Raw genomic sequence first — 25,104 nt, 5'->3', positions numbered from 1 at the left:
GCGCCATGCTGAATCTCCGTCGTATTCCAACTCGATACGAAAGGAGAGACATCATGCCTTACCTACTTGGCTGGCTTCTGGGTGTTCCGGTGATCGTGCTGGTGATTCTGTACCTGATCTTCCATTGATCATTCGAAACACGCTCTGTGGCGCGGCCCTTATGTGGCCGCGCGTCTCTTACATGCCTCGATTCGCGCGCCAGTGCCCTACATGCGTTCGGGCCCGAGCGAGCGTTGGCTGCGACCGGGTAGTGTCGCAGTTTCCCCTCATGCTGGCTTCGGTAAAAGCAGCGTCATACCCGTAGCGGCTTGTGGCCGCGCGTGGCCGCCGGACGGTTGGCGAGCCGGACGGATCTCCCGGGCGCGAATGCACCCTGAAAATATACCGGCAGCCGCGCTGGATAGGCTTCCTAAAGCGCGAGCCCACACGGCAACTCCCGGAATGTTATTCCGATAGAATGACGCCTGACCAAACAATCTTCCGATTCCCGATATGAGCACCAAGACCCGCGCGCTGGACAATCAAGACCGCAGAATCCTCCGCGCACTGCAAAAGAACGCACGCGTGAGCAATGCGGAGCTGGCCGAACAGGTCGGCATGTCGACGACGGCGTGCTGGAACCGCACGCGTCAACTCGAAAGCGAGGGCTACATTCGCGGCTATGTTGCGCTGCTCGATCAACAGAAACTCGGCCTCGCCGATATCGTGCTGCTCGAAGTCACGCTCGATCGTCACGACGACGACGCGCTCGCCCGTTTCGGCGCGGAACTGGCGACCCTCACCGAAGTACTCGAGGCATATCTGGTGTCCGGCGATTACGACTATCTGGTCAAAGTGGCCGTGGACGGCACGGCGGGTTATGAGCGCTTTCTACGCGAGAAGCTCTACAAGATCGCGGGCATTCGTCATAGCCGTTCCATGTTCGCGCTGCGTTGTATGAAGAGCATTCCGTCGGTGCAGATCTGATGCGCGGCCACGGCCCTCAACTTTCGCGCAGCGGTTTTTGACACGCGGCGAGCAGCGCGCCGCCCGCGAGCAGCAGCGCGGAATAGATGAGACCGCGAGCCAGACCCGCTCCGTCCGACACCCAGCCGATCACCATGGGCCCGACGATCTGCCCGAACGCGAAAACGATGGTGAACGCACTGATGCCCTTGGCCCAATGGCTCGCCGGGAGATTGTGGCGCACGAATGCCGTCGTCGATGCCACAGCGGACAGGAACGTCGCGCCGAACAGCGCGCCGGACGCAAAGGCGATCCACGGTTGCGTGAAGAGCGCGGGCAACAGCGTCGCGACGGCGAGCAGCGCGTTGAGCACGGCGAGCGCCTGACCGCCGCGCATGCGGTCGAGCAGCGCCGACCACACGCGCGCGGAAAGCACCGTCGCGACGCCCAGCAACAGGTAGAACGCCGTTACGACTGCGGCGCTCATGCCAGCGTTGCGCAACAGCGCGACGATAAACGTCATGTAGCCGATATAGCCGACGCCGAACAACGCATAGCCGGCGAGCGCGCAAGCAAAGCGGGGCCAGCGCGCGGCGTGATCTGTGGCCACGCGTTGCGCGGCCGGTGCCGCAGTAGCGTGCAAGCCCTCGATTTTTCGCGCGGCGCCAACGGCCGCCACGGTCAATACAGCGCACGCGGCAGCCAGCGCAAACCACGCGAACTGCCAGCCATGCGCGCGATTGAGAATCGTCAACGGCACGAGCAGCGACGCAGCCACAATGCCCCATCCCGTACCGCCGTAGTACAGGCCGAGCACGAGCCCCGCATCGCGTGGTCTTGCCGATGCGAGTCGCGCCGCCAGCACGCCGCCGCTGATGAAAATCGCCGCGCTGGCCGCGCCTGTGATTACGCGCAACAGCAGGAGCAGGTTGGTGTCCGCGACGAGACCACTGCCGGCCATCAACAATGCCGTCGCGACGCAACCCGCGACGAATAACGTGTCCACCCTCGAGCGACGCGCAATTCGCGGGAAAGCCAGCGCGCCGAGCAGATAACCGAGCGCATTCGCGGTGTTCATCGCGCCGGCTTCGGCGAAGCTCCAGCCCAGGTCGAGTTTCATCGACGGCAACAGCAGCGCGTAGGCGAAGCGCGCAAGCCCTAGCGCGATCGCGCTTCCCAGGGACAGCGCGGCGGCTTGCAGCAGGGTCGGCAAGCGCTGGACGGCTTCGTCCGCGACGTTGGAATCAGCAGCTTCGGATGGCTGGGTCGGCATGCGTTAGTGTGGAAGACGGGACCTTGTTGCGAGGCCGTTTTGCTGGTCGATGCAAGATTTTTCGCGCTTCGCCATCATATCCGGAGACACCGCGCGGGGCTGACAGTTAGTTGCATGTTGCCGGACAAAAAAACGCCGATGGAACGCGTTTGATGTCGGCGCGCTACGCATCACGCGGCGCCGCAGACCATGCCAGGCACGCCGCGTAGCCGCGCGGCGCGGCGAGCCATTGCGCCGTCAGCGCGCGCATGTCATCCGCAATGGCGTTGCGCAGCGTCACGCGCAGGCCTTCGCGCGGCAACACGGTCAAATGCTGCAGGCCGCGCGCGATGCCCGCGCCCGTCGTCTTGACGAGCGCTTCCTTGGCTGTCCAGGCGTCGTAAAACGCCGCCGGTTGCGCCGAGGCATCGAGGCGCTCGATCCATGCAGCCTCGTCCGGGTCGAGCGTCAGGGCGACGATAGCGCGCCAGTCGAAGGTGTCGCTGCACTGCTCGATGTCGACGCCCACGCGCCGCGCCGCTGACATCGCGATCAGACCGTACGCGCCCGCATGCGACACGTTGAAGTCGAGTGCCGTCGAGTCCGCGAGCTGCGGGCGCCGGTTTGCGTCGGCCGTCAAACGCACGGCGCGAGCGTCGATGCCGAGGTTGCGCGCGAGCAGTTCGCGCAGCGCGGCGCGCGTGGTCGCGAAACGCAGCGCGTCTTCTTGTCGACGGAATCGCCGCGCTCTGTCGCGTTCGTCGTCGCTGAGCGATTGGAAGATTGCGGCGTCGAGCGATGCGTCGAAAGAAAAAGCGACCCGCCACACCGACACATCGGGCGGGCCTTCGTGTTGCAGCGGAACAACCTGGATAGTGGCCGACATCGCAAGAACCGGGCGCAATGAAATTACCGCGACTCTACACGATGAGCCTCGTGCAACGTGCGCTGCGTTCAGACGGGCCGGCTCTCCTTCGGCACGCCGATCAGCAGCGCAATGCCGCTTGCAAACAACAGCACGGTCAGCAGATACAGCGCGTTGTCCATGCTGCCGGTGTGCGTCTTGATCTGCCCGATCACCCAGGGGCTCACAATGCCGCTCGTAATGCCGATGCTGCTGATCAACGCGATGCCGCCCGCCGCCGCCGCGCCCGACAGATAGCGCGAGGGCACGGTCCAGAAGATCGGCAACGCCGCAAAAATCAGCACGGCAGCGAGCGAGAGAATCGCGAGCATCGCAGCAAAACTGCTTAAATGCAGCGTCAAAAGCGAAAGCGCGAGGCCGCCGCCAATCGTGCATACGGCGAAATGCCGCCGGCGTTCGCCGCGTCGGTCCGAATGACGGGCAATCAGAATCAGGCCGACTGCGCCGACCGCATTCGGAATCACGCTGTACAGGCTGATTGCGAGCACATCGCGAATGCCGAAGTCGCGGATCATCAACGGCATCCAGAAGTTGAGCGTCAACGACGCGCACGTCAGCGAGAAATAGATGAACGCGAACAGATAGACGCGCGGATTGCGCAAGGCCTGCACGAACGAGTGCGATGAATGGGCCGCGTGCGACGATGCGGCGCCTTCTTCGTCGCGTTGCGCGATGAGCTGCGCCTTTTCGTCGGCGCTCAGCCACTTCGCGTGCTGCGGACCGTCGACCAGATAGACGGCCGCGACGAGACCGAGGATCACCGCGGGCGCCCCCTCGATAACGAACATCCACTGCCAGCCGAAGAGGCCGAGCACGCCGCCCATATCGCGCATGATCCAGCCCGACACGAGGCCGCCCAGCACGCCCGCCACCGCGACGCCCGCGAAGAACACCGAGAGCACGGCCGCACGTCGCCGGGCCGGATACCAATACGTGAGATACAGCACGATGCCCGGAAAGAAGCCCGCCTCGAACACGCCGAGCATGAAGCGCAGCAAGTAGAAATGTGCGGGCGTCGACACCATCATCATGCCGACCGACGCCACGCCCCACAGCAACATGATCCGCGTGAAAGTGCGGCGCGCGCCGAATTTGGCGAGCAGCAGGTTGCTCGGCACTTCACACAGCACATAGCCGACATAGAACACGGCCGCGCCGAGCCCGTACATCGCGTCGCTGAAGCCGAGGTCGTGCTTCATCTGCAACTGCGCGAAGCCGATGTTGATGCGGTCCAGAAACGACACCACGTAACAGAGAAACAGAAAAGGAATAATGCGCAGCGACACCTTGCGATACAGCAGATCGTCATGCGCGGCGGCGCTTGAACCGGGCTCGAGCGCCGAGGCGAGGGATTGACTCATCGTTTATCTCCAGACATGAGGCGTGATGGGTCCAACGGACCCGCGGGTCCGGCGTCTTGACGCGCCGCGTTGTTGTTTGCCGAAGCGACGGCGTGCGCGAGCGTTAAAGCGTTAAGGCGCTAAAACGTAAAGGCGCGCTCTTGCCGCGATGGACGACGCGCGGCCTTCACCAGCCGCGCGCAGTGTTGCGCTGTACGAACCTGCGGATCACGCCGCCAGCGGGTGGACCTCGCCGCCTTCCGGCGATGCATCGGCCACGCCTTCGCGCGCGTATCGGATCGCTTCCAGCAGCGTCGCGTGATCGCCGATATGGTTGGCCAGCAGCAAAATGAGTTGCGCATTCGCCGACTGACTCCGTGCGTCGTCGAGGTCGCGATGCATGTCGATCAGCGCCTCGTAGAAATCGTCCGGACGCGCGAGATTCGGTTGCGTGTTCAGTGCCATGGTGTGTCTCCAGATTCTATTTTTTGCGCTCATGCCGCAGCCGTTACGCTGTGCCTTCGACGCACAGCGCGCGCTTGAGCGCATGCTCCACGGCAAGCGGCTCGAGTTGCCGCCAGCGCGCGCACACATGCTGGTCCGGACGGATCAGATAGAACGTGCCGGGCAGCGCGTCGTAGCGCGCGCCGGCGAGACCCTCGGCGTCGCGCAGAATCGTCACATCCGCGATGGCGGGCGGCTTTGTGTCGCCGCTCGCGATCACGACGAGCTTCAACGGAATCGCGCTCGTGCGCAGCGCATTGAGCGCGGCTTCGGTGGCGGCATCGATGCCTTTATCGCCGCAAAACAGCACACCGGTGAATTGCTGGCCGAGATGCCGAAGCAGCCACGCGGGGTCGCCAGCCGCCTGCACAGGCGCATCGACACAGGAGGCACCGGGCACCATGAGGCCCGCGAAACTGTCGCGATCCACCGTATTGAGCGGCGAATCGCTCAACACTGCAGGCACCGACAGGCGGCCGCTATTCGTCAGTTGCCGGGCAAACGGATGATGGCGCGCGAGCTTCAGCACGGCGTCGCGAAACACGCGGCTCACCGGGCTCTTGGGCGTGATGAAATCGGTGGAGCGGGTGGAGTTGCGGATGTTTTCGTCGGCGGCAAATTCGCGCTCGCTCGCATACGTGTCGAGCAGTGCGTCCGATGCCTTGCCGTCCAGCACCATGGCGAGCTTCCACGCGAGATTTTCCGCGTCCTGCACGCCGCTATTCGCGCCGCGCGCGCCGAACGGCGACACGCCGTGAGCGGAATCGCCCGCAAACAGCACATTGCCGTGGCGGAAGCGCTCCATGCGCAAGCACGAAAACGTATAGACGCTCACCCATTCGAGCTCGAACTTCGCATCCGGCCCGAGCAACGCGCGCACACGTGGAATGACGCGCTCAGGCGTTTTTTCGAGCACCGGATCGGCGTCCCATCCGAGCTGGAAGTCGATGCGCCACACATTGTCCGGCTGACGATGCAGCAGCACCGACTGATTCGGATGAAACGGCGGATCGAACCAGAACCAGCGCTCGGTCGGAAAATCGGCTTCCATTTTCACGTCGGCGATCAGGAAGCGATCCTTGAAGGTCACGCCTTTGCTGTCGAGCCCCATCAGATTGCGGATCGGGCTGCGCGAGCCGTCGGCGGCGACCACATAGCGGCCACGCAATGCGTATTGACCGTTCGGCGTGTCGACCGTCAGCGTGACGGCGGCGTCGCATGTGCCCGGCGTTCCGCTCTGCTCGACGCCGACCACTTTGCTTTTCCAGCGAATCTCGATGTTGGGCATTTCCTGAGCGCGTTCGAGCAGGAAGCCTTCAACATAGTACTGCTGAAGATTGATGAACGCGGGCCGGTGATGCCCCGCCTCCGGCTGCAGATTGAACGTGTAGACGAGTTCGTCTTTCAGGAACACCTTGCCGACATTCCAGCTGATGCCCTTGTCCACCATCCGGTCGCCGCATCCCAGCCGGTCGAAAATATCGAGCGAGCGTTTGGAAAAGCAGATCGCGCGCGAACCTGTGGACAACGAACAATCGTCGTCCACCAGAACCACGGCCACGCCCTGCTGCGCGAGGTCGATGGCGGTGGCGAGGCCCACGGGCCCCGCGCCGACCACGATCACCGGATAGACCGTCTGCTTCGCGCCGGTCTGCGGGCTTTGCTCGCGGCACGGCTGATATTCGAACGACAGCGTCTGGTAGTTGATGCTCATCTTGTGTCTCCGTCCTTCTCCGCTTTTTCTGCTCTACGTCCGCGCTGCGCTTCGGTTCTCTTGTTATAGGCCTGTCAGGCTTGCAGCGCGTCCCACATTTCCTTGTCGCGTTGTGCGGTCCAGATGCGCGGATGCGTGATGCCGCTCGCTTCGTCGTAAGCACGCGAAACGTCGAACGGCAGGCAGTGTTCGTAGATGAACACATGGCCGAACTTCGGATCCATGGCCTTGCGCGTGTGCGCCATGGCGGCCTTCAGATCGAGCTTCTGCGCAACGGCTTCGCGGCCTTGCTGCAGCAGCGTCGTGACAAAATCCTTCGTGTAATCGAGGCCTTTGTTGACGTCTTGCGGCGTGGTCAGCGCGGGGCCGCGGCCCGGCACCAGCTTTTCGGCATTGAGCGCGCGCAGTGCTTCGAGCGTCGCCGGCCATTGTTCGAGTTGCGCGTCGCCGCAATAGCAAGCTGCGTCGTATTCGACGAGATCGCCGGAGAACAGCACCTTTTGCGAAGGCAGCCACACGACTGTGTCGCCCTTCGTGTGACCCGCGCCCAGATGCGCGATGCGCACTTCGAGCTTGCCGAGAAACAGCGTGATTTCCTTTTCGAAGACGAGCGTGGGCCATGTCAGCCCCGGCACCGTCTCGACGCCGGCAAAAAGACGCGGAAAGCGCTCAATTTCCGACTTCATGTCCGCTTCGCCGCGTTCGACGATCATCTCGTAGGTACCGCGGCTCGCAATGATTTCCTGCGCGCCTTCCTTGAAGTACGCCGACGCGCCGAGCACGCGCACCGCGTGATAGTGCGAGAGCACGACGTATTTGATGGGCTTGTCGGTGACGCTGCGGATCTTTGCGATGAGGTCTTGTGCCATGGCCGGCGTGGCGGTGGTGTCGACGATCAGCACACCGTCGTCGCCGATGATCACGCCCGAATTCGGGTCGCCTTCCGCGGTGTACGCGTAGGCGTTCTCGGACAACTGCGTCCACGTGACTTTCTTGACTTCCAGATCGGCCTGCGATGCGAATGCCTTTGCCATGCTCGTCTCCCTCAAAAGTTGGATGTGAGGCGAGACGGCCGGCCGCGCGACGGGGCGCAGGCTGACGGTGCTGGAGGTTGTCTCGCCCCGTTTTGACTCTGTGACTGCGCCGGTATGTCGGGGTGAATGCATCTTATGACCGCGGCGATTTATTTGTCAATAGCGAAATATATCGCTATACGCAAATCCCCCCCCCCCCGCCTAAGATAGACAGAACAGACAGTGGCGGTTTGCGCTCACGGTTCGGTTAACATGGACCCTTTTTACGGACAAGCACGGTGGTCAGCAAAGCAGCCAACGCAGCCAAGGCAGCCGGCACGGGCGCAGGCGGAAACGAAACCGCGGAAGGCGGCAAGACGCAGCGCGGCATTCAGAGCGTCGAAGTCGGCGGCCGGCTGCTCTTCGCGCTCGCGCAGGCGCGCGTGCCCCTCGCGCTGTCCGATCTCGCCGTCGCGGCGGATCTCGCGCCGGGGCAGGCGCATGCGTATCTGGTGAGCCTGAGCCGCCTCGGCCTCGTCAAGCGCGACGAGTTGTCGGGCCGTTACGAGCCCGGTCCGCTGTCGCTGCGGCTGGGTCTGCTGCATCTGGAACACCAGCCGGCGTTTCGCGCTGCCGTGCCGCGCGTGGCCGCGCTGGCCGAAGCCATCGGCTTTAGCGTGGCCATTTGCATCGCCGGTCCGCAGGGGCCGACCATCGTTCGATACGAACATGCGGGCTTTCCATTGCATGTGAATCTGCACGTGGGCACGGTGATGTCGCTGCCCGCCACATCGACGGGACGCGTTTTCTGCGCTTACTTGCCGCGCGAAACGCTCGACGCGATGTGGGCCAATCAGTCTGGCGCCGAAGCAAGCATGCGGGCCGCGCCGCGCGACGCGTCTTTCCAGGCGTCGCTGGAGAAAATCCGCGCGCGCGGCCTGGAGAGCAGCGTGGATGCTCCGAGTCCCGGCATCAGCAGTGTGAGCGCGCCGGTGCTCGACCCGCAGGGGCATCTGGCACTGGCATTGACGGTGATCGGCTCGACGGGCGCAATGAATGTGGCCGCCGACGGTCCGATCGCCCGTGCGTTGCTCGGTACCGCTCGAGAGATCGGCGCCGAGCTGGCGGCTCAATCCTCACTGCTTGCCTCGTCTAATCGTGACTGCGTCATCCGATAACCTTTCCCGCCTTTCCGCGGATGCCAAACCGCAGCGCGGCATCCAGTCGCTCGACAACACCGGCGAGCTGCTGGCAGCGCTCGTCGCCGCGGCGCGGCCGTTGACCTTGCGCGACCTCGCAGCCGCAGCCGGCATGCCGCCGGCCAAAGCCTTTCCGCATCTGGTGAGCTTGCTGAAGATCGGCCTGCTGAGCCGCGACGCCGCCGGCTGCTTCGAAGCCGGGCCGCTTGCGCTGGAGCTCGGGTTGATCAGCCTGCAGCGGCTGTCGCCCGTGCGCGAGGCCGAGCCCGAGGTGGTCGAACTGGCGGCATCCACAGCGATGAGCGTCGCAATGGCGGTGCTCGGCCCGCTCGGACCGACGGTCGTGCGGCTGGAGGAATCGCCGCGGCCACTGCATGTGAGCTTGCGGGTCGGCACGGTCATGTCGCTCGTGAATACGGCAATCGGGCGCGTTTTCGCCGCCTATGTCGCCGACGACGTACGGGCCGGGTTGCTCGCCCAGGACCATCTGCGGCTGGCAGGCGCCGAGGAAACGGACGTTCCGGTGGGCAAAGGCGCGCCGCCGGCGCTGAAGGAAACCTACGCGCAGCGACTCGCCCAGATTCGCGCCCAGGGGATCGATACCGCGCTCAGCCGGCCCGTGCCCGGCATCGACACGCTGGCCGCGCCGGTGCTCGATCACACCGGCAGCATCTGCCTCGTGCTCGCCCTGATGGGACCGAGCGGCAGCTTTGACAGCGCCGCCACAGCCGGGCCCGCGCAGATGTTGCAGGCCGGCGCGCTGCGGTTGTCGCGGCGGTTCGGGTGGATGGGGTGACGTGAGGCGGCGACGCGCGCTTGCGCCTCCCTTCGGTAATCGTTTTTTCTTGGAAACGGCGTTTTGTAATCGTTTTGGCGGACAAATAATCGAAACTGATGCGGGCGGCGTGGCGATTGTGCACGCGATCGCTGAAGCCTTCGCCGACGAAGCCAGCCCTTAATCGCCCGTCTGCGGCTCGTGCGAGGACAACCTTGCCTTCGCGTGCCGCATCTTCTCCAGCGTCTTCGGCCCCGCTTTGAGCGCGACGCCGATGGCGAGCGCGTCCATGATGCAAAGGTGCACGAGCCGCGACACGCCCGGCGTATTCGGATCAATGGGACTCGGCACGCGCAGCAGCAGCGGTATATCCACGAGCCACGCGAGGCGCGAGCCCACATTGGTGAGCGCGATGGTGGTGGCGCCGCGTTCCTTCGCGATCTGAATACTCTCGTTCACTTCGACGCTGCGCCCCGAATGCGAAATCGCGAAGGCCACGTCGCCGGGCTCCATCATGCCGGCGTAGAGACGTTGAAGGTGCGCGTCGGTAAAAGCGGTGGACGCGATGTCGAGGCGCAAAAACCGCAACGCCGCATCTTGCGCGACGAGGCCGGAGCCTGACCCGACGCCGAAAAAGAACACACGCCGCGCCCCCGAGAGCGCCGCAATCGCGCTCTCGACCACCGCCGGATCCAGCGCGCCGCGCGCGTGCGTGATGCCCTCGACGGCGGCTTCGCCCACTTTGTCCATCAGCGTTTGCACGTCGTCGCCGCGCGCAATGGCAGCCGACGCATACGGCAATCCGCCCGCCACGCTCTGTGCGAGCTGCATCTTGAAGTCGCGCAGACCATGCGCGCCGATGGCCCGGCAAAAACGCGTGACCGAAGGCTCGGAGACGTCCGCACGCTGCGCGAGTTCGGTGATGCTCGCGCGCATGGCAAAGTCGACGTCGTTCAGCACCATGTCGGCGACCTTGCGTTCGGCGGGCCGCAAACTGGCGAGTGCGCTGCGGATGTGGGGAATCAGATTCGGTGCGGACACCCGGTGTTCCTTGAGGGTTAAATGAATCCGCGTCGCTCGCAGCTTCAATCGGCAACACGCGGCTCAGGCCAGTCTGCGTCCACTCTCCGTATCGAACAGGTGGATGTGACGAGCCGGCAAATGCAGCGCGATACGCTCGCCGGGCTCGAGGTTCGAGCGTTGACGCGTCGTCACGCACCACGTGTTGCCGCCTATTTTCCCGTACAAATGCGTCTCCGCGCCAGTCGGCTCGATGACTTCGACTTCCATCGCCGCGTCGGGCGTCTGCGTGACCGTTTCGATGTGCTCGGGCCGCACGCCTAGCGTGACCTTCGCGCCAGCCGTGGCCGAAGCCGGTGCGCCTTCCAGCGCGATCTCACCGCCGTCCGCGAGTTTCAACGCGAGCCCCGAGCCTTGAGCACGGTTCACCACGACGCCTTCGGCGAAATTCATCGACGGCGAGCCGAGAAAGCTCGCGACAAACAGATTCGCCGGACGGTCGTACAGCTCGAGCGGGCGTCCAATCTGTTCAATCCGACCCGCGTTCATCACGACGATGCGATCGGCCATCGTCATCGCTTCGATCTGATCGTGCGTCACGTAAATCACCGTGTTTTTCAGGCGCTGATGCAGCGCCTTGATTTCCGTGCGCATCTGCACGCGCAATTTCGCGTCGAGGTTGGAGAGCGGCTCGTCGAACAAAAATAGCGATGGCTCGCGCACCACCGCGCGCCCCATCGCCACGCGCTGCCTCTGACCGCCCGACAAGGCACGCGGCAAACGGTCGAGGTAGCCGCCGAGATTGAGCATCTTTGCGGCAGCCTCGATTCGCGGCTTGAAATTCGCGGGGGACTCCTTACGAATGCGCGGACCGAAGGCGATATTTTCGTAGACCGACAGATGCGGATAGAGCGCGTAGCTCTGAAACACCATCGAGATGTTGCGCTGCTGCGGCGCAAGCGTGTTCGCGCGCGTTCCGCCGATCATCAGATCACCGCCGCTGATTTCCTCGAGCCCCGCCACCATTCGCATCAGCGTGCTCTTGCCGCAGCCCGACGGGCCGACTAACACGACGAACTCGCCGTCGTCGATGTGAAGGTCGATGCCATGCACCACCTGCGTATCGCCGTAGCGCTTGAAGATGCCGCTCAGTTGCACTGTTGCCATGCTGTCCTCATCGTCTGCGGGTTTGGATCAAAGCGATTCGAGCGTCAGCTCTTGCGCCATCAGACGGTTGCCGGCCATCAGGCCGCCGTCCACGGGCAACGCGACGCCGGTGATCACGCGCGCCATCGGCGAGGCGAGAAAGAGCACGGCGTCGGCGATATCGTCGGGTGTGGCGAAATCGCGCAACGGGTACCACTTTTTCAGATCTTCGAAGACCTGGGGGTTCTTGTCCACGCGCGCTTGCCATGCCTGCGTCTTCACGGTGCCCGGGCACACGATATTCGCGCGAATGCCATGGCGGCCGAGTTCGAGCGCGAGCGCCTTCGTGTAACTGATCAAGCCCGCTTTTGCCGCGCTGTATGCAGGATGCCCGAGCGCGGCCATGCCGTTCACGGAGCCAATCAGCACGAGCGCGCCCTGCTGGCGTTCGACCATCGACGCGCGTACGGCTTCGACCGTGTGGTACGTGCCGTTCAGGTTCAGATGAATGTCGCGCTGCCAGCTGGCGGCGTCGGTCGTGGCAAGCGTCAGGCCTTCGGCTGCGCCCGCGTTTGCGACCAGTACGTCCACCGGTCCGCGTTTTGCCACCGCGGCGGCCACGGCTTGCTGCACCGCGGCGGCGTCGCCGAGATCGGCAACCAGCGGCGTGACCTGCGTTTCGCCGAGTTGCTTCGAAAGGCGCTCGAGCGCGGACGCGTCGATGTCGAGCGCCAGCACCGTATCGCCTTGCACGACGAAACGCTTGCATAACACGCTGCCGATACCGCCGCAGGCGCCCGTGACCAATACGACTCGATTCATTTTTCCCTCGCTTTCAGGCCGACATGCGTCTTCGCAGACCGTGAAAATTTCTTACACAACCGTGCGGCGCATCATGTTCGGTATCCCGAATAGTGGGTAACCGGTTGCTTAGCCACGCCGAGAATACGCCTGTTTTACAGGCATCTTATGCACAAACCCGGGCAATAAAAAATATCGCAGACCCTACGTGACAAGGCATTTTTAGCCGTGTAGGATTTTTTCAAACAATTCAACCAACAACGCAACCCCGGCGGCCGGCGACGGCAGCGGACCCATTGAGGAGAGAGAAATGTCGTTGCATGCCCGTGCTTCCCTCGCGCTCGGCAAAGTCGCCGTGGCGCTCGCGTTTGCAGGTATCGCCGTGGCGGCTCGGGCCGACACGGTCCGCGTGACCGTCGCGCATTACAGCGATGCCACCGCGCCGTACTTCGAAAAGATGGCTCGCAACTTCGAGAAGGCCAATCCCGGCACCACCATCAAGATCGAAGATGTGAACTGGGACACGTTGCAACAGAAGCTGCAAACGGACATTTCCGGCAACGCCAATGCCGACCTCGCGATTGTGGGCACACGCTGGCTGCTCGACTTCGTGAAGGACGACGTGGCCGAGCCGCTCGACGGCTATATGGACGCGAACTTCAAGGGACGCTTCATCGGTCCGTTCCTCGCGCCGGGCGAGATCAACGGGAAGGTCTATGGCTTGCCGATTGCCGCGTCCGCGCGGGCGCTGTACTACAACAAGGATCTGCTCGCCAAGGCCGGCTATCCGGACGGCCCGAAAACGTGGAACGACGTCATCGAAGCGTCGAAGAAGCTGAAGGCGCAGGGCATTGCCGGCTTCGGTCTGCAGGGCAAGGAAATCGAAACGGACGTCTACTTTTACTATGCACTGTGGACCAACGGCGGCGAGGTGGTCGGCAAGGACAACAAGGCGGCCTTTAACTCGGCGGCGGGCGTGAAAGCGGCCACGCTGTACAAATCGCTGATCGATCAGGGCCTCACGCAGCCGGGCGTGACCGGCTATAGCCGCGAGGACGTGCAGAACCTCTTCAAGCAAGGCCGCGTGGCGATGATGATTTCCGCGCCGTTCCTCGCCAAGCAGATCAAGAAGGAAGCGCCCAACCTCAAGTACGGCATCGATCCGATTCCGATGGGCACCACACACGCCACCTACGCGGTCACCGATTCGATCGTGATGTTCAAGAATTCGAAGGTGAAGAAGTCTGCGTGGAAGTTCCTCGACTATCTGTTCACGAAGGAACCGCGCGTCGAATTCACGACAACGGAAGGCTTCCTGCCGACCACCAAGGCGGAATCTTCGGACCCGGCGTTCAATGATCCGGACACCAAAGCATTTGTCGCACTGCTGCCTACGGCGCGCTTTGCACCGACTGTGACGGGTTGGGAAGATACCGCGAAAGCCGTCACCGACGCCATGCAGTCCATCTATCTGGGCAAGGCAAAGCCGGCCGATGCACTGAACGCGGCCGCCGCACAAGCCAACAAGTCGCTGGGCCACTAAGCGGCCGACACGGCGAACTTGCGGTGATCCGCTGGACAGGAAGCGCGCCGCCTCGTTGCGATTGCCGCCTTTGCAAAAAGCGCGGCGCGCTTTCCGGCCCTTTCCGGCCCTTTCCGACCTTCACGCTGGCCGCTCCCGACAATCCGGCCCATTCCGGCGCGCTCGCAAGCTTCATGCGGGCGCGCCTCACGATCGAGCACGTATGAGCCGTTCCGCCTCTTCACGTCTGCAAGCGCCGTGGTTACTGATTGCACCGAGCCTGGTGCTGGCGCTGTTTATCATCAGCTATCCGATTTTCAATATCGTGTGGCAATCGCTGCATGAGGTATCGCGCTTCGGCGCGATTCGCGATTTCACCGGCTTGCAGAACTTCTACTCGATTTTCGGCGACCCCACGTTTCTCGCGGCTGCGCGCCGCACGATTGTGTGGACGGTCTTCGTGGTGGGCGGCACCGTCGTCATCTCGGTGCCAGTCGCGCTGGTACTGAATCAGGACTTTTACGGACGCGGCATTGCGCGAACCATCGTCATGCTGCCGTGGTCCGTTTCGCTGACCATGACAGCGGTGGTCTGGCGCTGGGCTTTCAACGACGACTACGGCATGGTCAACGTCACGCTGCAACGCCTCGGCCTCATTGGCGGCCCGATTCACTGGCTCGCTACTCCCGAGCTCGCGTTCCCGGTCGAAATCGCCGTGGGCATCCTCGTGTCGATTCCGTTTACCGTCACCATTCTGCTCGGCGGGCTCTCTTCTGTGCCGGGCGACATTTACGAAGCGGCGCGCATTGACGGTGCGAGCGCGTGGCAGCAGTTTCGCAAGCTGACGCTGCCGTTGCTGCGGCCCTTCATCAATATGGCCATATTGTTGAACGTGATCTACGTGTTCAACTCGTTCCCGATTATCTGGGTGATGACGCAAGGCGGCCCGGACAACAGCACGCATATTCTCGTGACTTACCTCTACGAACTCGGCTTCCGGCTCGGACGACCCGGCGAAGCAGCCGCCGTGTCGCTCATCATGCTCGTCATGCTGTTCGTTTTCTCGATGGCGTATCTGCGCCTGCAGCCGGCAAAAGAAGGAGAGCCGTCATGACGCTCAGCACGAAAGCCCAACGCTCGCTGTGGTGCTGGCTCGCGTTGTCGCCGCTGGTGGTGGTCGTGCTGTTCCCGTTTGCGGTCATGCTCTTCACTGCATTGAAGCCCGCTTCGGAGATTTTTGTGTATCCGGCGCGCTGGCTGCCGGTGCATTGGCAGTGGAACAACTTTGTCGATATGTGGCAGGCCGCGAACTTCGGCGTGGCGCTGCGCAACAGCACCGTCATCAGCTTGCTGTCGACGTTGCTTGCACTCGCGGTGAGCTTGCCCGCCGCTTACGCATTGGCGCGCTTCCCGTTTCGCGGACGCGGGCCCTACCGCCAGTTTCTGCTCGTCACGCAGATGCTCTCGCCTATCCTGCTCGTGGTCGGCCTGTTCCGGCTTGCTGCGATGATTCCTTATGGCGACGGTAATCTCGTCGATTCGAAAATCGGCGTGATCGTCTCGTATGCGGCCTTCAATATCGCGTTCGCCGTGTGGATGCTGTCCTCGTATTTTCAAACAGTGCCGCGCGATCTAGAAGAGTCAGCGTGGCTCGAAGGATGCGGACGCGCGAGAGCCGTTTTCAAGGTGTTCCTGCCGCTTGCCGTACCCGCGATTGTCGTCACGGCGATCTTCACGTTCATCAACGCGTGGAATGAATTTGCCGTGGTGTACACGCTGATCCGCTCGCCGGAAAACAAGACGCTGACCGTCCAGGTGACCGATATGGTCGCCGGCAAATACGTGGTGGAGTGGCATCTGGTGATGGCCGCCACGCTGTGCGCCACGTTGCCGGTGTCCGTCGTGTTCGCGTGGTTGCAGCGGTATCTGGTGAAAGGCCTCGCGCTCGGGGCCGTCAAATAGGCTTGAGCGGGGCCGCGCTGATGTCTGGCTGCCTCAGCGCGGTCATGCATGGCGAGCGAGGTCGACGCGCGCCGCGCTGAACTCCCGAAGCCTTATTCCGCGCCGCGGACAATCCGCAAATCGCGCTCGACGGCGTCGCCCAGCGCCGCAAGCGCTTTCTTGTAGTCGTCGCTATCGTAGGCGGCGACTGCCTCTTCATACGACGGAAATTCGATCACCACCGTCCGCTCCTTGATGCCGTGCTCGCGAACCTCGTCCGCCACGCCGCGCACGATGAACTTGCCGCCCGCGGCCGCCACTGCGGGAGCCGCCAACTGACCGTAGGCCGCCAGCTTCGACGGGTCGTTGATCTTGCGATACGTGGTTACCCAATACCCCTTGCTCATGTGACGCTCCTCCTGGTTGATGATGAGTCAGGAGCGTAACAGAGATTGCGCAGCGCCTAGTTGTGGCCCTCGCGGCCCTATCGAAGCGAGGGTCCATCGCCCGAACCGGCCCATACGCAGGTTCGATTCGTCAAATCGCGCCACGCGGCCGGAAAAGATGGCCCAAAACGCTGAGCCTCGGCGAGTGACAAACCGCCGAGTTGTATAGAAACTCTCCGTACGATCCACGCGATGTGTCGATGATCGACCGTTCGTGTTTAAAACGCACCGAGTCGCGTTCACGGTAAGGCAACGAGTCGTCGTTTATCATGGACGTGTGCCTTTCGAAGAAGCTTCAGTTTCAGATATGACCAATACCGGAAAGACGCTGATCGTCGGCCTCGTGCTGGCGGACCTGGTGATCTGCGCCTATTTACTCTATCCGCGCGAGGAAAAGAAGTCGGCGGCTGCGCCCGAGGCGGCGCTCACAGCGCCTGACGTCGTCGATTCCCGCCCCGCCGAAACGCATGTGATCGCGGGCAGCATCGTTCGTCCCGGGTCGCCCGAGACGTCTGCGAACGCGAACAACGGCAACGCTCAAAACGGCACGAAGGTGAGCCGCGTGGATGTACGGCCGTCGCCGTCTTCGGCGCCGATGGCAGTGCCCCAGCCTGCGATGCCGGCCATGCCGGCGGCACCAGCGGCTCCTGCCGCGAACCTCGCGAATATGCCCGCCGCGGATATGCAAACGCAGGCGCCGCTTTCGCAAGTTCCGCAAGCGGCGGCGCAGCAGCCCATGCAGCAGCAGCAACAGGCGCAAGTGCAAGCGCAGCAGCAGGCACAGCCCCAACGCTCCTACGCGAGGTCGAAAACCACGCAGCACGCCGACGACTCGCGCGGCCACGAGGATCTGCGCCGCCACGGTTCCAACGAGGTTGGCGCATTGATGACGGAGTTGCTGGTGCGCGAGTCGGCGAAACTCGATCCTTCGTTGCCCCCGCCGCCGCCGACCGATCCCGTCGACCTGAATCGCCGCAGCTCGAATCCCGTCGCGGCCGCGATGACCGATCAACTCGTCAAGGAGTCCGCGCGCGTGGCGCCCGCGTCCGGCACGCAAAAGCAGCCGGGCACGCAATAGACGTAACCGCCGACGCAACCGCCGCGCTTGCCGCGGACTGCGTCACGCAGCGGCCATATCCACGGCATCGGGGAACTGCATTCTCGATGCCAGCTGCTCGCGCAGATACGCATCGAATGCCTCTGCGACTTCTGGATGCCGTAACGCGAACTCCACGGTCGCCTTCAGGTAGCCGAGCTTGCTGCCGCAATCGAAGCGTGTGCCCGCGTAACGGTGCGCGAGCACCTGCTCGTCCGCGAGCAGCGATTGCAATGCATCGGTGAGCTGATATTCGCCGCCCGCCCCCGGCGACAGGTTGCGAATATGCCGGAAAATCGCCGGCGTGAGGATATAGCGCCCCACCACGCCGAGATTGGACGGCGCATCTTTCGGTGCAGGCTTCTCGACGATCGTCGACACCTTCAGCAAGCCGTCGTCCCATTCGCGTCCACCTACCACGCCATATGAACTGCTGTGCTCGCGCGCAATGCTTTCCACGCCGATGACCGAGCTGTGGTAATGATTGAACACGTCGACCATTTGCGTCAGCACGGGCGGCTCGCCGTGCAACAGGTCGTCGGCGAGAATGACGGCGAACGGCTGATTGCCCACCAGCTTCTCCGCGCATAGCACCGCATGGCCGAGGCCGAGCGCATCGGCCTGACGCACATAAAAGCAGTCGACGTTGGCCGGTTTAATGCCGCGCACGAGCTCCAGCAGCTTCTGCTTGCCGCGTGCTTCGAGTTCCGCCTCGATCTCATACGACTTGTCGAAGTGGTCTTCAATCGCCCGTTTGCTTCGGCCGGTCACGAAGATCATTTCGGTGATGCCCGCGGCAATCGCTTCTTCCACTGCATATTGAATCAGCGGTTTGTCGACAACCGGCAGCATCTCTTTCGGACTTGCCTTCGTTGCAGGAAGAAACCGCGTGCCCAACCCCGCCACCGGAAAGACGGCCTTCGTCACTTTCAACATGTTGCACCCCGCAATAGACCATTGAATGTCTGCGAATTCGCGCCGCTTGCAGCAGATTTGCCTCGCGCCAGCAGATGCGAAATGCGCTCGAATCGAATCCGGCGCGCGCCCTCGCGGCCGCGCCGCAAGCTATCAGGCGGCGCCGCGCTGGGTCGGCGATGCCGCCGCATGAGCCGCGTCGATGCTCACGCGCCCAGCCGTGTCGGGCGACAGCAGCAACGCGTTCATGACGCGCAGCCGCCACGCTTCGGGCGGCATGCCGTCAATCGACGTGTTCAGCTTCACCTTGAGCGACGGATCCAGCACGAGCCGCTCGCGCAGGCTGCTGACGACCCATCTGTCGAGACGGCGCGTCAGGCCAAGCCGTTCGACGGCCTCCAGCGCAATGCCCAGCGGCCTCGTCTTACCGCCCGTCCGCTCGGTCAATGCAAGCGCACAATAGGTCGTGACCTGGGCATCCAGCCCTTCACGTAGCGGCGTGAGTTCGAGCGCGAGCCGTCCCTCGTCCATCGCGCGAAACAGCGCGATGGCGGTGGCCATGTCGCCGTGGTACTGCTCGCGCCAGCCCGGCAGTCGTCCCGGCGCAAGCGAAGCCGCTCCGATCGCGTCGATGTCGAAGGGTCCATCGCCATAGCCTGCGATGCGCACGGAAATAGCCGGATAAACGGTTCCGCTCTCTCCATACACGGGAGCGCCGCCGAGCGCCTCGACGATGCGGTCCGGCAAACCCGCTTCGCGCATCGGCAATGCGCCGCTCAGCGACTCGGCCGGCGAACCGGCGTCGAACGCAAACAGAATGTGATCGCCGCTGCGCGCGACCATGCCGCCTTCCACAGCCACGAGCTGACGCGCGCGTTCCAGCACCGCGCGCCGCACGGTGGCGCCGAGTGCACGCTCGTACGCCGCCTCGATCTGCCGCACGTTGAAGATGGATGCGACGAGGCACAGCGGCATCGCACCGTCGCGCGATTCGCCGGGGCGCACACCGAGGCGGTTGAGGAGCGACGCGAGTTGGGCGTCCTTCAGCAGACGATGCAGATCAGTCATCGTGGCCCTCGCGTTCCGCAAGCTCTTGCGGTGTCGACAACGCGATGGCAGCGAGACGCTGACGCTCCGCGTTCCGATAGCCGGTGGGCGATATAGCGAGATGCTGCCTGAAGAGCTTCGCGAGCCGGTCGCCGCTGCTCAGACCGGTGCGCCGCGCGATCTTGTCGGCGGGCAACTCCGTTTGAATCAGCATGTGGCAGGCTTTTTCCAGCCGCAAACGCAGAACGAATTCCGTCGGCGTTACACCGATTTCCTTTCTGAAGCGCCGCAGAAAGTTGCGCTCGCTCATCGCCGCCGCACGCGCGACCGCAGCAATCGAGACGCGCCCTTCCACGCCTACGCGCAACTGCTCCGCCGCTGCGCGAATCGGCTCGCTCGCTTGCGCCCCCGGCGTTTCGATGCTCGCGCGCATCGGCGCCGCTGTTCCGGTCCAGAGTAGATCGCACGCACAATTCATATGGCTGCCCCCGCAACATGGCGAAATCCGCTTTTTCTGCGGTGCATCATAGGCGCTTCATTTCACGCTCAATTTGAAGGTGTCCGATTGCATCCAGCTATTGGCGGATGCGACCAAGCGCGCTCGTGACGGGTGCGGGGAAATTGAATTGACGGAACGCTACGCTATGCGCGCCGGTTGGCGCTCGCGTGGAAGACGTGATGAAGGCGTAGGCTGCAAAGGCGCCGATTGCCCGGCGGGTAGCCGGCGCACATTCATCTGTATTGCGAAGCTTTTATGCGGCGCGATTGTCGCGTTCGGCCAAGAGCTTGGGCAAAACAGCCGCGCGTCGGCAACCGGTGCTCCCGCGCGACTACACTCCGCTTCGGTCTTCGAGGGATCGCTATTTCAGGACTACCCCGTCCCTCGACTTTCGGCCTGCCGTTCCCTCGGGCGGCAGGCTTTTTTTTATGCCGCTTACGCAGCGGCGTCCTCGACAATCGGCTTGCGCGCCATGAACCAGTAAAACAGCGCGGCGCATCCGGCAATCGCGCCGCCTGAAATAAAGGCAAGCGCGTATGACCCGGTACGGTCCACGATGAACCCGGCAACGACCGGCGAAAACGCGCCGCCAAAATAGCCGCCGAAGTTCTGGATCGCGCTGACCGAGGCGATCATCGACGAAGGCGCGATGTCTGCCGCAAGCGCCCACGCGGAACCCACAACAGCCGCGACGAAAGCGAGGCCTACCGTGAACAGTGCGAGCGTCACATTGAACGATTGCGTGAACGGCAGCGCGATTGCGCACACGGCGGCACCCACCGCGCAACATGCAATCAGCAGACGCTTCGCGGCAATAGGCGAAGCGAACTGGCGATCGACCATTTTCTTCGCCAGATAGCCGACTGCAATCTCGCCGAGCGCGCCGCCGGCCCACGGGATACCGGCATAGACGCCAAGCTGCGCGAATGAAATATGAAAGCGGTCGAGCAAATAGAGCGGCAGGAACACGAGGAAAATATTCCACAGCCAGATTGTGCAGAAGTAGCCGAGAATCATGCCCCACACACTGCGTCGCGCGAACAGCGAACGCCAGCGCAGCGAGGAATGGACGAGCGATCGTTCATGACCGCCGCCGCCCGCTTCAATGTACTCGCGCTCGTCGTTCGAAAGACGCTTGCTGTCCACCGGATTGCGATACAACATCAGGAACAGCAGCGCGAATGCGATGCCGAATGCGCCCGTCACGTGAAAAAGCGAGCGCCAGCCGAACGCGACCATCAGCGCGACAAGCACCACGGGCGCAATCGCGGGTCCCCACTTGGACGACGAATCCCACACACCGGTTGCGAAGCCGCGCTCTTTCGCCGGAAACCATGCAGCGGTGATTTTCGCGGAGGTCGGCCAGCACGGCGCCTCGCCGACAGCAAGCAGGGCACGCATCACGAGCAAGCCGGAAATGGAACCCACCACGCCGGTGAGCCACGTCGCCACGCTCCACCAGATCATCGCGAGCGCGTAGGCGCGCTTTGCGCCGAAGCGGTCGATCACCCAGCCGGCCGGCAATTGCATCACCGCATAGGTCCATGCAAACACACTGCCCAGCAGACCGATTTGCGTGCGAGTGAGACCGAGGTCCTGAATCATGCCCGGCGCGGCGATGGAAAGACTCGCACGGTCCATGTAGTTGATCATCCCGCCGATCAGCAGCCAGATGAGCACGTGCCAGCGGAAGTTTAGGCGTCTGGGCTGCACTGCGGCGGCCGTGAGCGAACCAGTGGGCTTGTCCAAATCGTGTCTCCGTCCAGATGGCCATGCAGGGCCATTCGTCGTTGCGGACATGCACGGTGCAGCGTAACGCGGCACTTGTATGCATGTACTGAACGACAAGTGTACGGACCGGAACGCGAGACCTCCAATGTCGAAACTGCATGGGGCGATAGCGTTTTCGTTATCGTGGCGGGACGTGCGCCCATGCATCGCCAGGTCGAGCCGCCGCGCGCGGCGCACTACACTATCGGGCAATGCAGGCGCCGGTTCGTCGTTGATACTTGTTTGATGCCTGATTCCATACCCACGGAGACGAAGTGAAATTCGACACGACCACCGTCCGGCTTATTCTTGCGATTGCGGAAGAAGGCAGCATCTCGCGAGCCGCCGACAAGCTCAGCCTGGCCGTCGCGGCTGCGTCGCGGCGCGTGTCGGACATCGAGGAGCAACTCGGCGCGAAGCTTTTCCGGCGCGTGCCGCACGGCGCGGAGCTGACCGAGTCGGGCGCCAGGCTGGTGGAATACGTTCGGCAGATCGACAACCTGATAGACCGCATGGAAGGCGACGCGCAGGCGCTCAATCACGGCCTCGAAGGTCGCATCATCATCGGCGCCCCGAAGGCTGTCGTGATCCAGTTTCTGGCCCGCGAGATCGCCGCGATCCAGCGCAAGTACCCACGCATCGCGCTCAAGATCGTCGAAGAAAACAGCAAGATCGTCCAGCAGCTGCTGCGCGACAGAGTGATCGACGTCGGCATCTACGAGAAGAAAAGCGGTTTTCTCGATCTCGACAAAGCCGCTTACCGCGAAGATCGCCTCGTGCTGGTGTATAGCCGAACGCATTTCGAATTCGGCAAGGGGCCCGTCGGCATCGACGATATTCTCGATGTTCCCATTGTGAGCCTCGGCAGGGGCTCGGCGGTGCTGTCGGCCGTGGAGCGCGCGTATCGCAGCCGCGGCCGGCTCTTTCCGAACAATTTCACGGTGACCGGCTTCGACACCATGCTGGCGATGGTGCGTCACGGACTCGGCGTCGGACTCATGCCGCCTGATGTCTTGCAGAGCTTCCATCCTGAGGGAGCGCTTGCGTCGACTGAACTCGACGGAGACTGGTCAAGGCGCAGTTACGTGTTGTCCTGCGTCGAAGGACACGCGCAGGAAGAGACGCTGCGCAATGTCGTCGCTGAGCTGCTGGCAGGCGGCTAGCGCGACCCCACGCACCGCGGTTTCGCGAACCGCGAAACCAGCCATGACGCGGCGATTCTTGCGGCGCGCCCTCGCACTCGGCGACAGTGGAGCCACGACACGAGTCACCCGATCGAGGAGAAGGCCCCATGGCGCAATCACCGCAACTACCGCCACTACCGCTGCAAGGCATACGCGTGCTCGACGTGAGCCAGGTCATGGCAGGTCCGTTCGCCTGCATGATGCTCGCGGACCTGGGCGCAGACGTCATCAAGGTCGAACCGCCCGAGGGCGACCAGACGCGCAGCTCGATGGGCTTCAAGATGAAGGGCCCCGACAGCATGGGTTTTCTGAACCTCAACCGCAACAAGCGCTCGGTCACGCTGGACCTGAAAAGCGACGAAGGGCGCGAAATGTTCTACAAGCTCGCCAAAACAGCGGACGTCATCGTCGAGAACTATCGGCCCGGCGTCGTGCAGCGTTTGCGGATCGACTACGAGTCCATCAAGGCGATCAATCCGAAGATCGTTTATGCAAGCATTTCGGGCTTCGGACAAAGCGGGCCATGGGCGTCGCGGCCGGGCTTCGACCTGATGGCCCAAGCCATGTCGGGCGTGATGAGCGTGACCGGCTATAAGGGCGGCAAACCGGTGAAAGCCGGCGTGCCCGTCGCGGATATCGGTTGCGCGCTCTTTGCCGTGTACGGCGTGCTGTCGGCCTATATCGGCGCGCAGCGAAGCGGAGAAGGCCAGCATATCGACGCGTCGTTGTTCGACTCGATCATGGCGTTCTCGATCTGGGACATGTCCGACTATTGGGGCACAGGCGTGCCGCCCACGCCGCTCGGCACGAGCAACAAGATGAGCGCGCCCTATCAGGCCGTCAAGGCCCGCGACGGGTACTTCGTCATGGGTGCGACCAATCAGAAGCTGTGGACGAGGTTGTGCGAAGTGCTCGATCGCCGCGATCTCATCGATCACGCCGATTACGCGAGTGTCGCGCTGCGCCTGAAAAATCGCGAGGCGATGATCGAGGTGCTGGAGCAGGAATTCGGCAAACGCGACAGCGCGGAGTGGGTCGAAGTGCTGCTCGCTGCCGGCATTCCCGCGGGACCGATTCTTTCGTACCCCGAAGCATTTGCGAGCGAGCACGCGCGGCATCGCAACATGTGCATGGAGATCGAGCATCCGAACGAGGGCACCGTGAAGAACATCGGCTTCCCGGTCAAACTGCTCGGCACGCCACCGACTGTGCGGCGCCACCCTCCGCTGCTTGGCGAGCATAACGACGAAATTTTCGCGGAGATCAATGGAGGTGCGTCATGAGCGAACCGGTTCGCCTCACCGTTCATGCCTCGGGCGCGGCGGAAATCCTGATCGACAGACCCGAGCGGCACAACGCGATGACGCTCGCCATGTACGAGTCGCTGCTCGCGCACATTGCGCAGTGCGAAGCAAACAGCGGGGTGCGCTGCGTGCTGCTGCGCGGGGCCGGCGGCAAGTCTTTCATTTCCGGCACGGACATCGGCTATTTCAGGGACTTCCGCGACGGTCGCGATGGCGTCGCGTATGAAGCGTTTGTCGAGCGCGTGATCGACACCGTCGAACGAATTGCGGTACCGACCATCGCCGTGATCGACGGCTGGGCCGTGGGCGGCGGTCTCGCGCTCGCCACTGCCTGCGATTTTCGCGTTTGTACCGACGCGTCGCGTTTCGGCGCGCCGATTGCAAAGACGCTGTCGAACACGCTGTCTTCGCGCAACATCGCGCGGCTTCAGGCGGCGTTCGGCACGCCGCGCGTCAAGAAGATGCTCATGCTCGCGGACTACCTGAGCGCGGACGAAGCGCTCGCATGCGGATATGTGCACGAGATCTGCGCGTGCGAGGCGCTGGAGGACGCGGCACATGCGCTCGCGCAACGGTTGATAGCGCTGTCGCTGGTCACGCAGCAGGCGGTGAAGGAAAGCCTGCGCCGCATCGTGGTCGAACAGCGGCTCGACGACGAGGATCTGATCGAAGCGGTATATGGCAGCAGCCGCTTCAGGGAAGCGGTGGTGGCGTTTAGTTCTTCGAAGACGTGACGGTAGAGCACC

At 63.2% G+C, this 25,104-nt stretch carries 23 protein-coding genes and 1 pseudogene; 10 read left to right on the top strand and 14 right to left on the bottom strand.

Annotated features, from left to right (window positions below):
- Positions 1 to 492: 492 nt before the first annotated feature.
- Positions 493 to 966, top strand: a complete 474-nt coding sequence (locus tag ACEN8U_RS03020; RefSeq protein WP_013591100.1) for an Lrp/AsnC family transcriptional regulator — start codon at positions 493 to 495, stop codon at positions 964 to 966.
- Positions 967 to 982: 16 nt separating this feature from the next.
- On the opposite strand, the gene ACEN8U_RS03015 is transcribed toward ACEN8U_RS03020, so the two are convergent.
- The 6 genes from ACEN8U_RS03015 to ACEN8U_RS02990 form a co-directional block, all read right to left on the bottom strand.
- A complete protein-coding gene (locus ACEN8U_RS03015; RefSeq protein ID WP_310109772.1) occupies positions 983 to 2,218 on the bottom strand; it encodes a YbfB/YjiJ family MFS transporter in 1,236 nt (411 codons plus the stop codon).
- Between the two features lie 163 nt (positions 2,219 to 2,381).
- A complete protein-coding gene (locus tag ACEN8U_RS03010; RefSeq protein ID WP_310109773.1) occupies positions 2,382 to 3,083 on the bottom strand; it encodes a 4'-phosphopantetheinyl transferase family protein in 702 nt (233 codons plus the stop codon).
- Positions 3,084 to 3,151: 68 nt separating this feature from the next.
- Positions 3,152 to 4,483, bottom strand: coding sequence for an MFS transporter (locus ACEN8U_RS03005; protein WP_310109774.1), 1,332 nt, complete (start codon positions 4,481 to 4,483; stop codon positions 3,152 to 3,154).
- Between the two features lie 207 nt (positions 4,484 to 4,690).
- Positions 4,691 to 4,927, bottom strand: coding sequence for a DUF2783 domain-containing protein (locus ACEN8U_RS03000; protein ID WP_013591104.1), 237 nt, complete (start codon positions 4,925 to 4,927; stop codon positions 4,691 to 4,693).
- A 43-nt stretch (positions 4,928 to 4,970) separates the two neighbouring features.
- Positions 4,971 to 6,680, bottom strand: coding sequence for an FAD-dependent oxidoreductase (locus ACEN8U_RS02995; protein WP_310109776.1), 1,710 nt, complete (start codon positions 6,678 to 6,680; stop codon positions 4,971 to 4,973).
- Positions 6,681 to 6,754: 74 nt separating this feature from the next.
- Positions 6,755 to 7,714: an MBL fold metallo-hydrolase gene (locus tag ACEN8U_RS02990; RefSeq protein WP_309587641.1), complete on the bottom strand. Its 960-nt coding sequence runs from the start codon at positions 7,712 to 7,714 to the stop codon at positions 6,755 to 6,757.
- A gap of 278 nt (positions 7,715 to 7,992) precedes the next feature.
- Between ACEN8U_RS02990 and ACEN8U_RS02985 the strand changes: the two genes are divergently transcribed.
- Together ACEN8U_RS02985 and ACEN8U_RS02980 are read left to right on the top strand one after the other, a co-directional pair.
- The gene (locus ACEN8U_RS02985) at positions 7,993 to 8,871 is read left to right on the top strand and encodes an IclR family transcriptional regulator (protein WP_310109778.1); all 879 of its coding nucleotides are present in this window, start codon (positions 7,993 to 7,995) and stop codon (positions 8,869 to 8,871) included.
- On the top strand, positions 8,852 to 9,688 hold the full coding sequence (locus tag ACEN8U_RS02980; RefSeq protein ID WP_310109780.1) for an IclR family transcriptional regulator: 837 nt from the start codon (positions 8,852 to 8,854) through the stop codon (positions 9,686 to 9,688). The genes ACEN8U_RS02985 and ACEN8U_RS02980 overlap by 20 nt, the downstream gene beginning before the upstream one ends.
- 159 nt (positions 9,689 to 9,847) lie before the next feature.
- Here the strand turns inward: ACEN8U_RS02980 and ACEN8U_RS02975 are convergent, their stop codons facing one another.
- From ACEN8U_RS02975 to ACEN8U_RS02965, 3 genes are all read right to left on the bottom strand, one after another.
- Positions 9,848 to 10,708, bottom strand: a complete 861-nt coding sequence (locus ACEN8U_RS02975) for a MurR/RpiR family transcriptional regulator (RefSeq protein WP_310109781.1) — start codon at positions 10,706 to 10,708, stop codon at positions 9,848 to 9,850.
- A 63-nt stretch (positions 10,709 to 10,771) separates the two neighbouring features.
- Entirely contained in the window at positions 10,772 to 11,854 is a 1,083-nt protein-coding gene (locus tag ACEN8U_RS02970) for a sn-glycerol-3-phosphate ABC transporter ATP-binding protein UgpC (RefSeq protein ID WP_310109783.1), read from the bottom strand.
- A gap of 27 nt (positions 11,855 to 11,881) precedes the next feature.
- Positions 11,882 to 12,655, bottom strand: coding sequence for an SDR family oxidoreductase (locus ACEN8U_RS02965; protein ID WP_310109785.1), 774 nt, complete (start codon positions 12,653 to 12,655; stop codon positions 11,882 to 11,884).
- Positions 12,656 to 12,944: 289 nt separating this feature from the next.
- Between ACEN8U_RS02965 and ACEN8U_RS02960 the strand changes: the two genes are divergently transcribed.
- The 3 genes from ACEN8U_RS02960 to ACEN8U_RS02950 all read left to right on the top strand — a co-directional run bounded on the left by ACEN8U_RS02960 (position 12,945) and on the right by ACEN8U_RS02950 (position 16,118).
- Entirely contained in the window at positions 12,945 to 14,177 is a 1,233-nt protein-coding gene (locus ACEN8U_RS02960; RefSeq protein WP_310109787.1) for a sugar ABC transporter substrate-binding protein, read from the top strand.
- Positions 14,178 to 14,379: 202 nt separating this feature from the next.
- Entirely contained in the window at positions 14,380 to 15,270 is an 891-nt protein-coding gene (locus ACEN8U_RS02955) for a carbohydrate ABC transporter permease (RefSeq protein WP_013591113.1), read from the top strand.
- A complete protein-coding gene (locus ACEN8U_RS02950) occupies positions 15,267 to 16,118 on the top strand; it encodes a carbohydrate ABC transporter permease (RefSeq protein ID WP_028361192.1) in 852 nt (283 codons plus the stop codon). Before ACEN8U_RS02955 ends, ACEN8U_RS02950 begins: the two co-directional genes overlap by 4 nt.
- A 92-nt stretch (positions 16,119 to 16,210) precedes the next feature.
- On the opposite strand, the gene ACEN8U_RS02945 is transcribed toward ACEN8U_RS02950, so the two are convergent.
- The gene (locus ACEN8U_RS02945; RefSeq protein WP_013591115.1) at positions 16,211 to 16,504 is read right to left on the bottom strand and encodes a DUF1330 domain-containing protein; all 294 of its coding nucleotides are present in this window, start codon (positions 16,502 to 16,504) and stop codon (positions 16,211 to 16,213) included.
- A 346-nt stretch (positions 16,505 to 16,850) separates the two neighbouring features.
- Here ACEN8U_RS02945 and ACEN8U_RS02940 point away from each other — a divergent pair, with 346 nt between their 5' ends.
- Entirely contained in the window at positions 16,851 to 17,621 is a 771-nt protein-coding gene (locus tag ACEN8U_RS02940) for a hypothetical protein (protein ID WP_310109788.1), read from the top strand.
- Positions 17,622 to 17,663: 42 nt separating this feature from the next.
- Here ACEN8U_RS02940 and galU read toward each other — a convergent pair whose 3' ends face one another.
- The 4 genes and pseudogenes from galU to ACEN8U_RS02920 all read right to left on the bottom strand — a co-directional run bounded on the left by galU (position 17,664) and on the right by ACEN8U_RS02920 (position 21,849).
- A complete protein-coding gene (gene galU, locus ACEN8U_RS02935) occupies positions 17,664 to 18,575 on the bottom strand; it encodes a UTP--glucose-1-phosphate uridylyltransferase GalU (RefSeq protein ID WP_013591117.1) in 912 nt (303 codons plus the stop codon).
- Positions 18,576 to 18,707: 132 nt separating this feature from the next.
- Positions 18,708 to 19,622 carry a hypothetical protein gene (locus ACEN8U_RS02930; RefSeq protein WP_310109789.1) on the bottom strand — a complete coding sequence of 305 codons (915 nt, stop codon included), beginning with the start codon at positions 19,620 to 19,622 and terminating at the stop codon, positions 18,708 to 18,710.
- Positions 19,615 to 20,007, bottom strand: a pseudogene (locus tag ACEN8U_RS02925) (helix-turn-helix domain-containing protein); the annotation flags it as partial. The gene ACEN8U_RS02930 and the pseudogene ACEN8U_RS02925, both read right to left, overlap by 8 nt.
- Before the next feature lie 528 nt (positions 20,008 to 20,535).
- Complete coding sequence (locus ACEN8U_RS02920) at positions 20,536 to 21,849, bottom strand: MFS transporter (protein ID WP_310109790.1); 1,314 nt, start codon at positions 21,847 to 21,849, stop codon at positions 20,536 to 20,538.
- Between the two features lie 296 nt (positions 21,850 to 22,145).
- On the opposite strand from ACEN8U_RS02920, the gene ACEN8U_RS02915 reads away from it, so the two are divergent.
- The 3 genes from ACEN8U_RS02915 (at position 22,146) to ACEN8U_RS02905 (ending at position 25,092) form a co-directional block, all read left to right on the top strand.
- Positions 22,146 to 23,033 carry a LysR family transcriptional regulator gene (locus ACEN8U_RS02915; protein WP_310109793.1) on the top strand — a complete coding sequence of 296 codons (888 nt, stop codon included), beginning with the start codon at positions 22,146 to 22,148 and terminating at the stop codon, positions 23,031 to 23,033.
- A 128-nt stretch (positions 23,034 to 23,161) separates the two neighbouring features.
- Positions 23,162 to 24,337, top strand: a complete 1,176-nt coding sequence (locus ACEN8U_RS02910) for a CoA transferase (protein WP_310109794.1) — start codon at positions 23,162 to 23,164, stop codon at positions 24,335 to 24,337.
- Complete coding sequence (locus ACEN8U_RS02905) at positions 24,334 to 25,092, top strand: enoyl-CoA hydratase (RefSeq protein ID WP_310109795.1); 759 nt, start codon at positions 24,334 to 24,336, stop codon at positions 25,090 to 25,092. The genes ACEN8U_RS02910 and ACEN8U_RS02905 overlap by 4 nt, the downstream gene beginning before the upstream one ends.
- Positions 25,093 to 25,104 lie beyond the last annotated feature (12 nt).

It is taken from the genome of Paraburkholderia phenoliruptrix (genome assembly GCF_047325075.1).
Classification (GTDB): domain Bacteria; phylum Pseudomonadota; class Gammaproteobacteria; order Burkholderiales; family Burkholderiaceae; genus Paraburkholderia; species Paraburkholderia phenoliruptrix.
The sequence above is the reverse complement of the archived record's forward strand: the minus strand, read 5'-3'. Positions and strand labels throughout refer to the sequence as shown.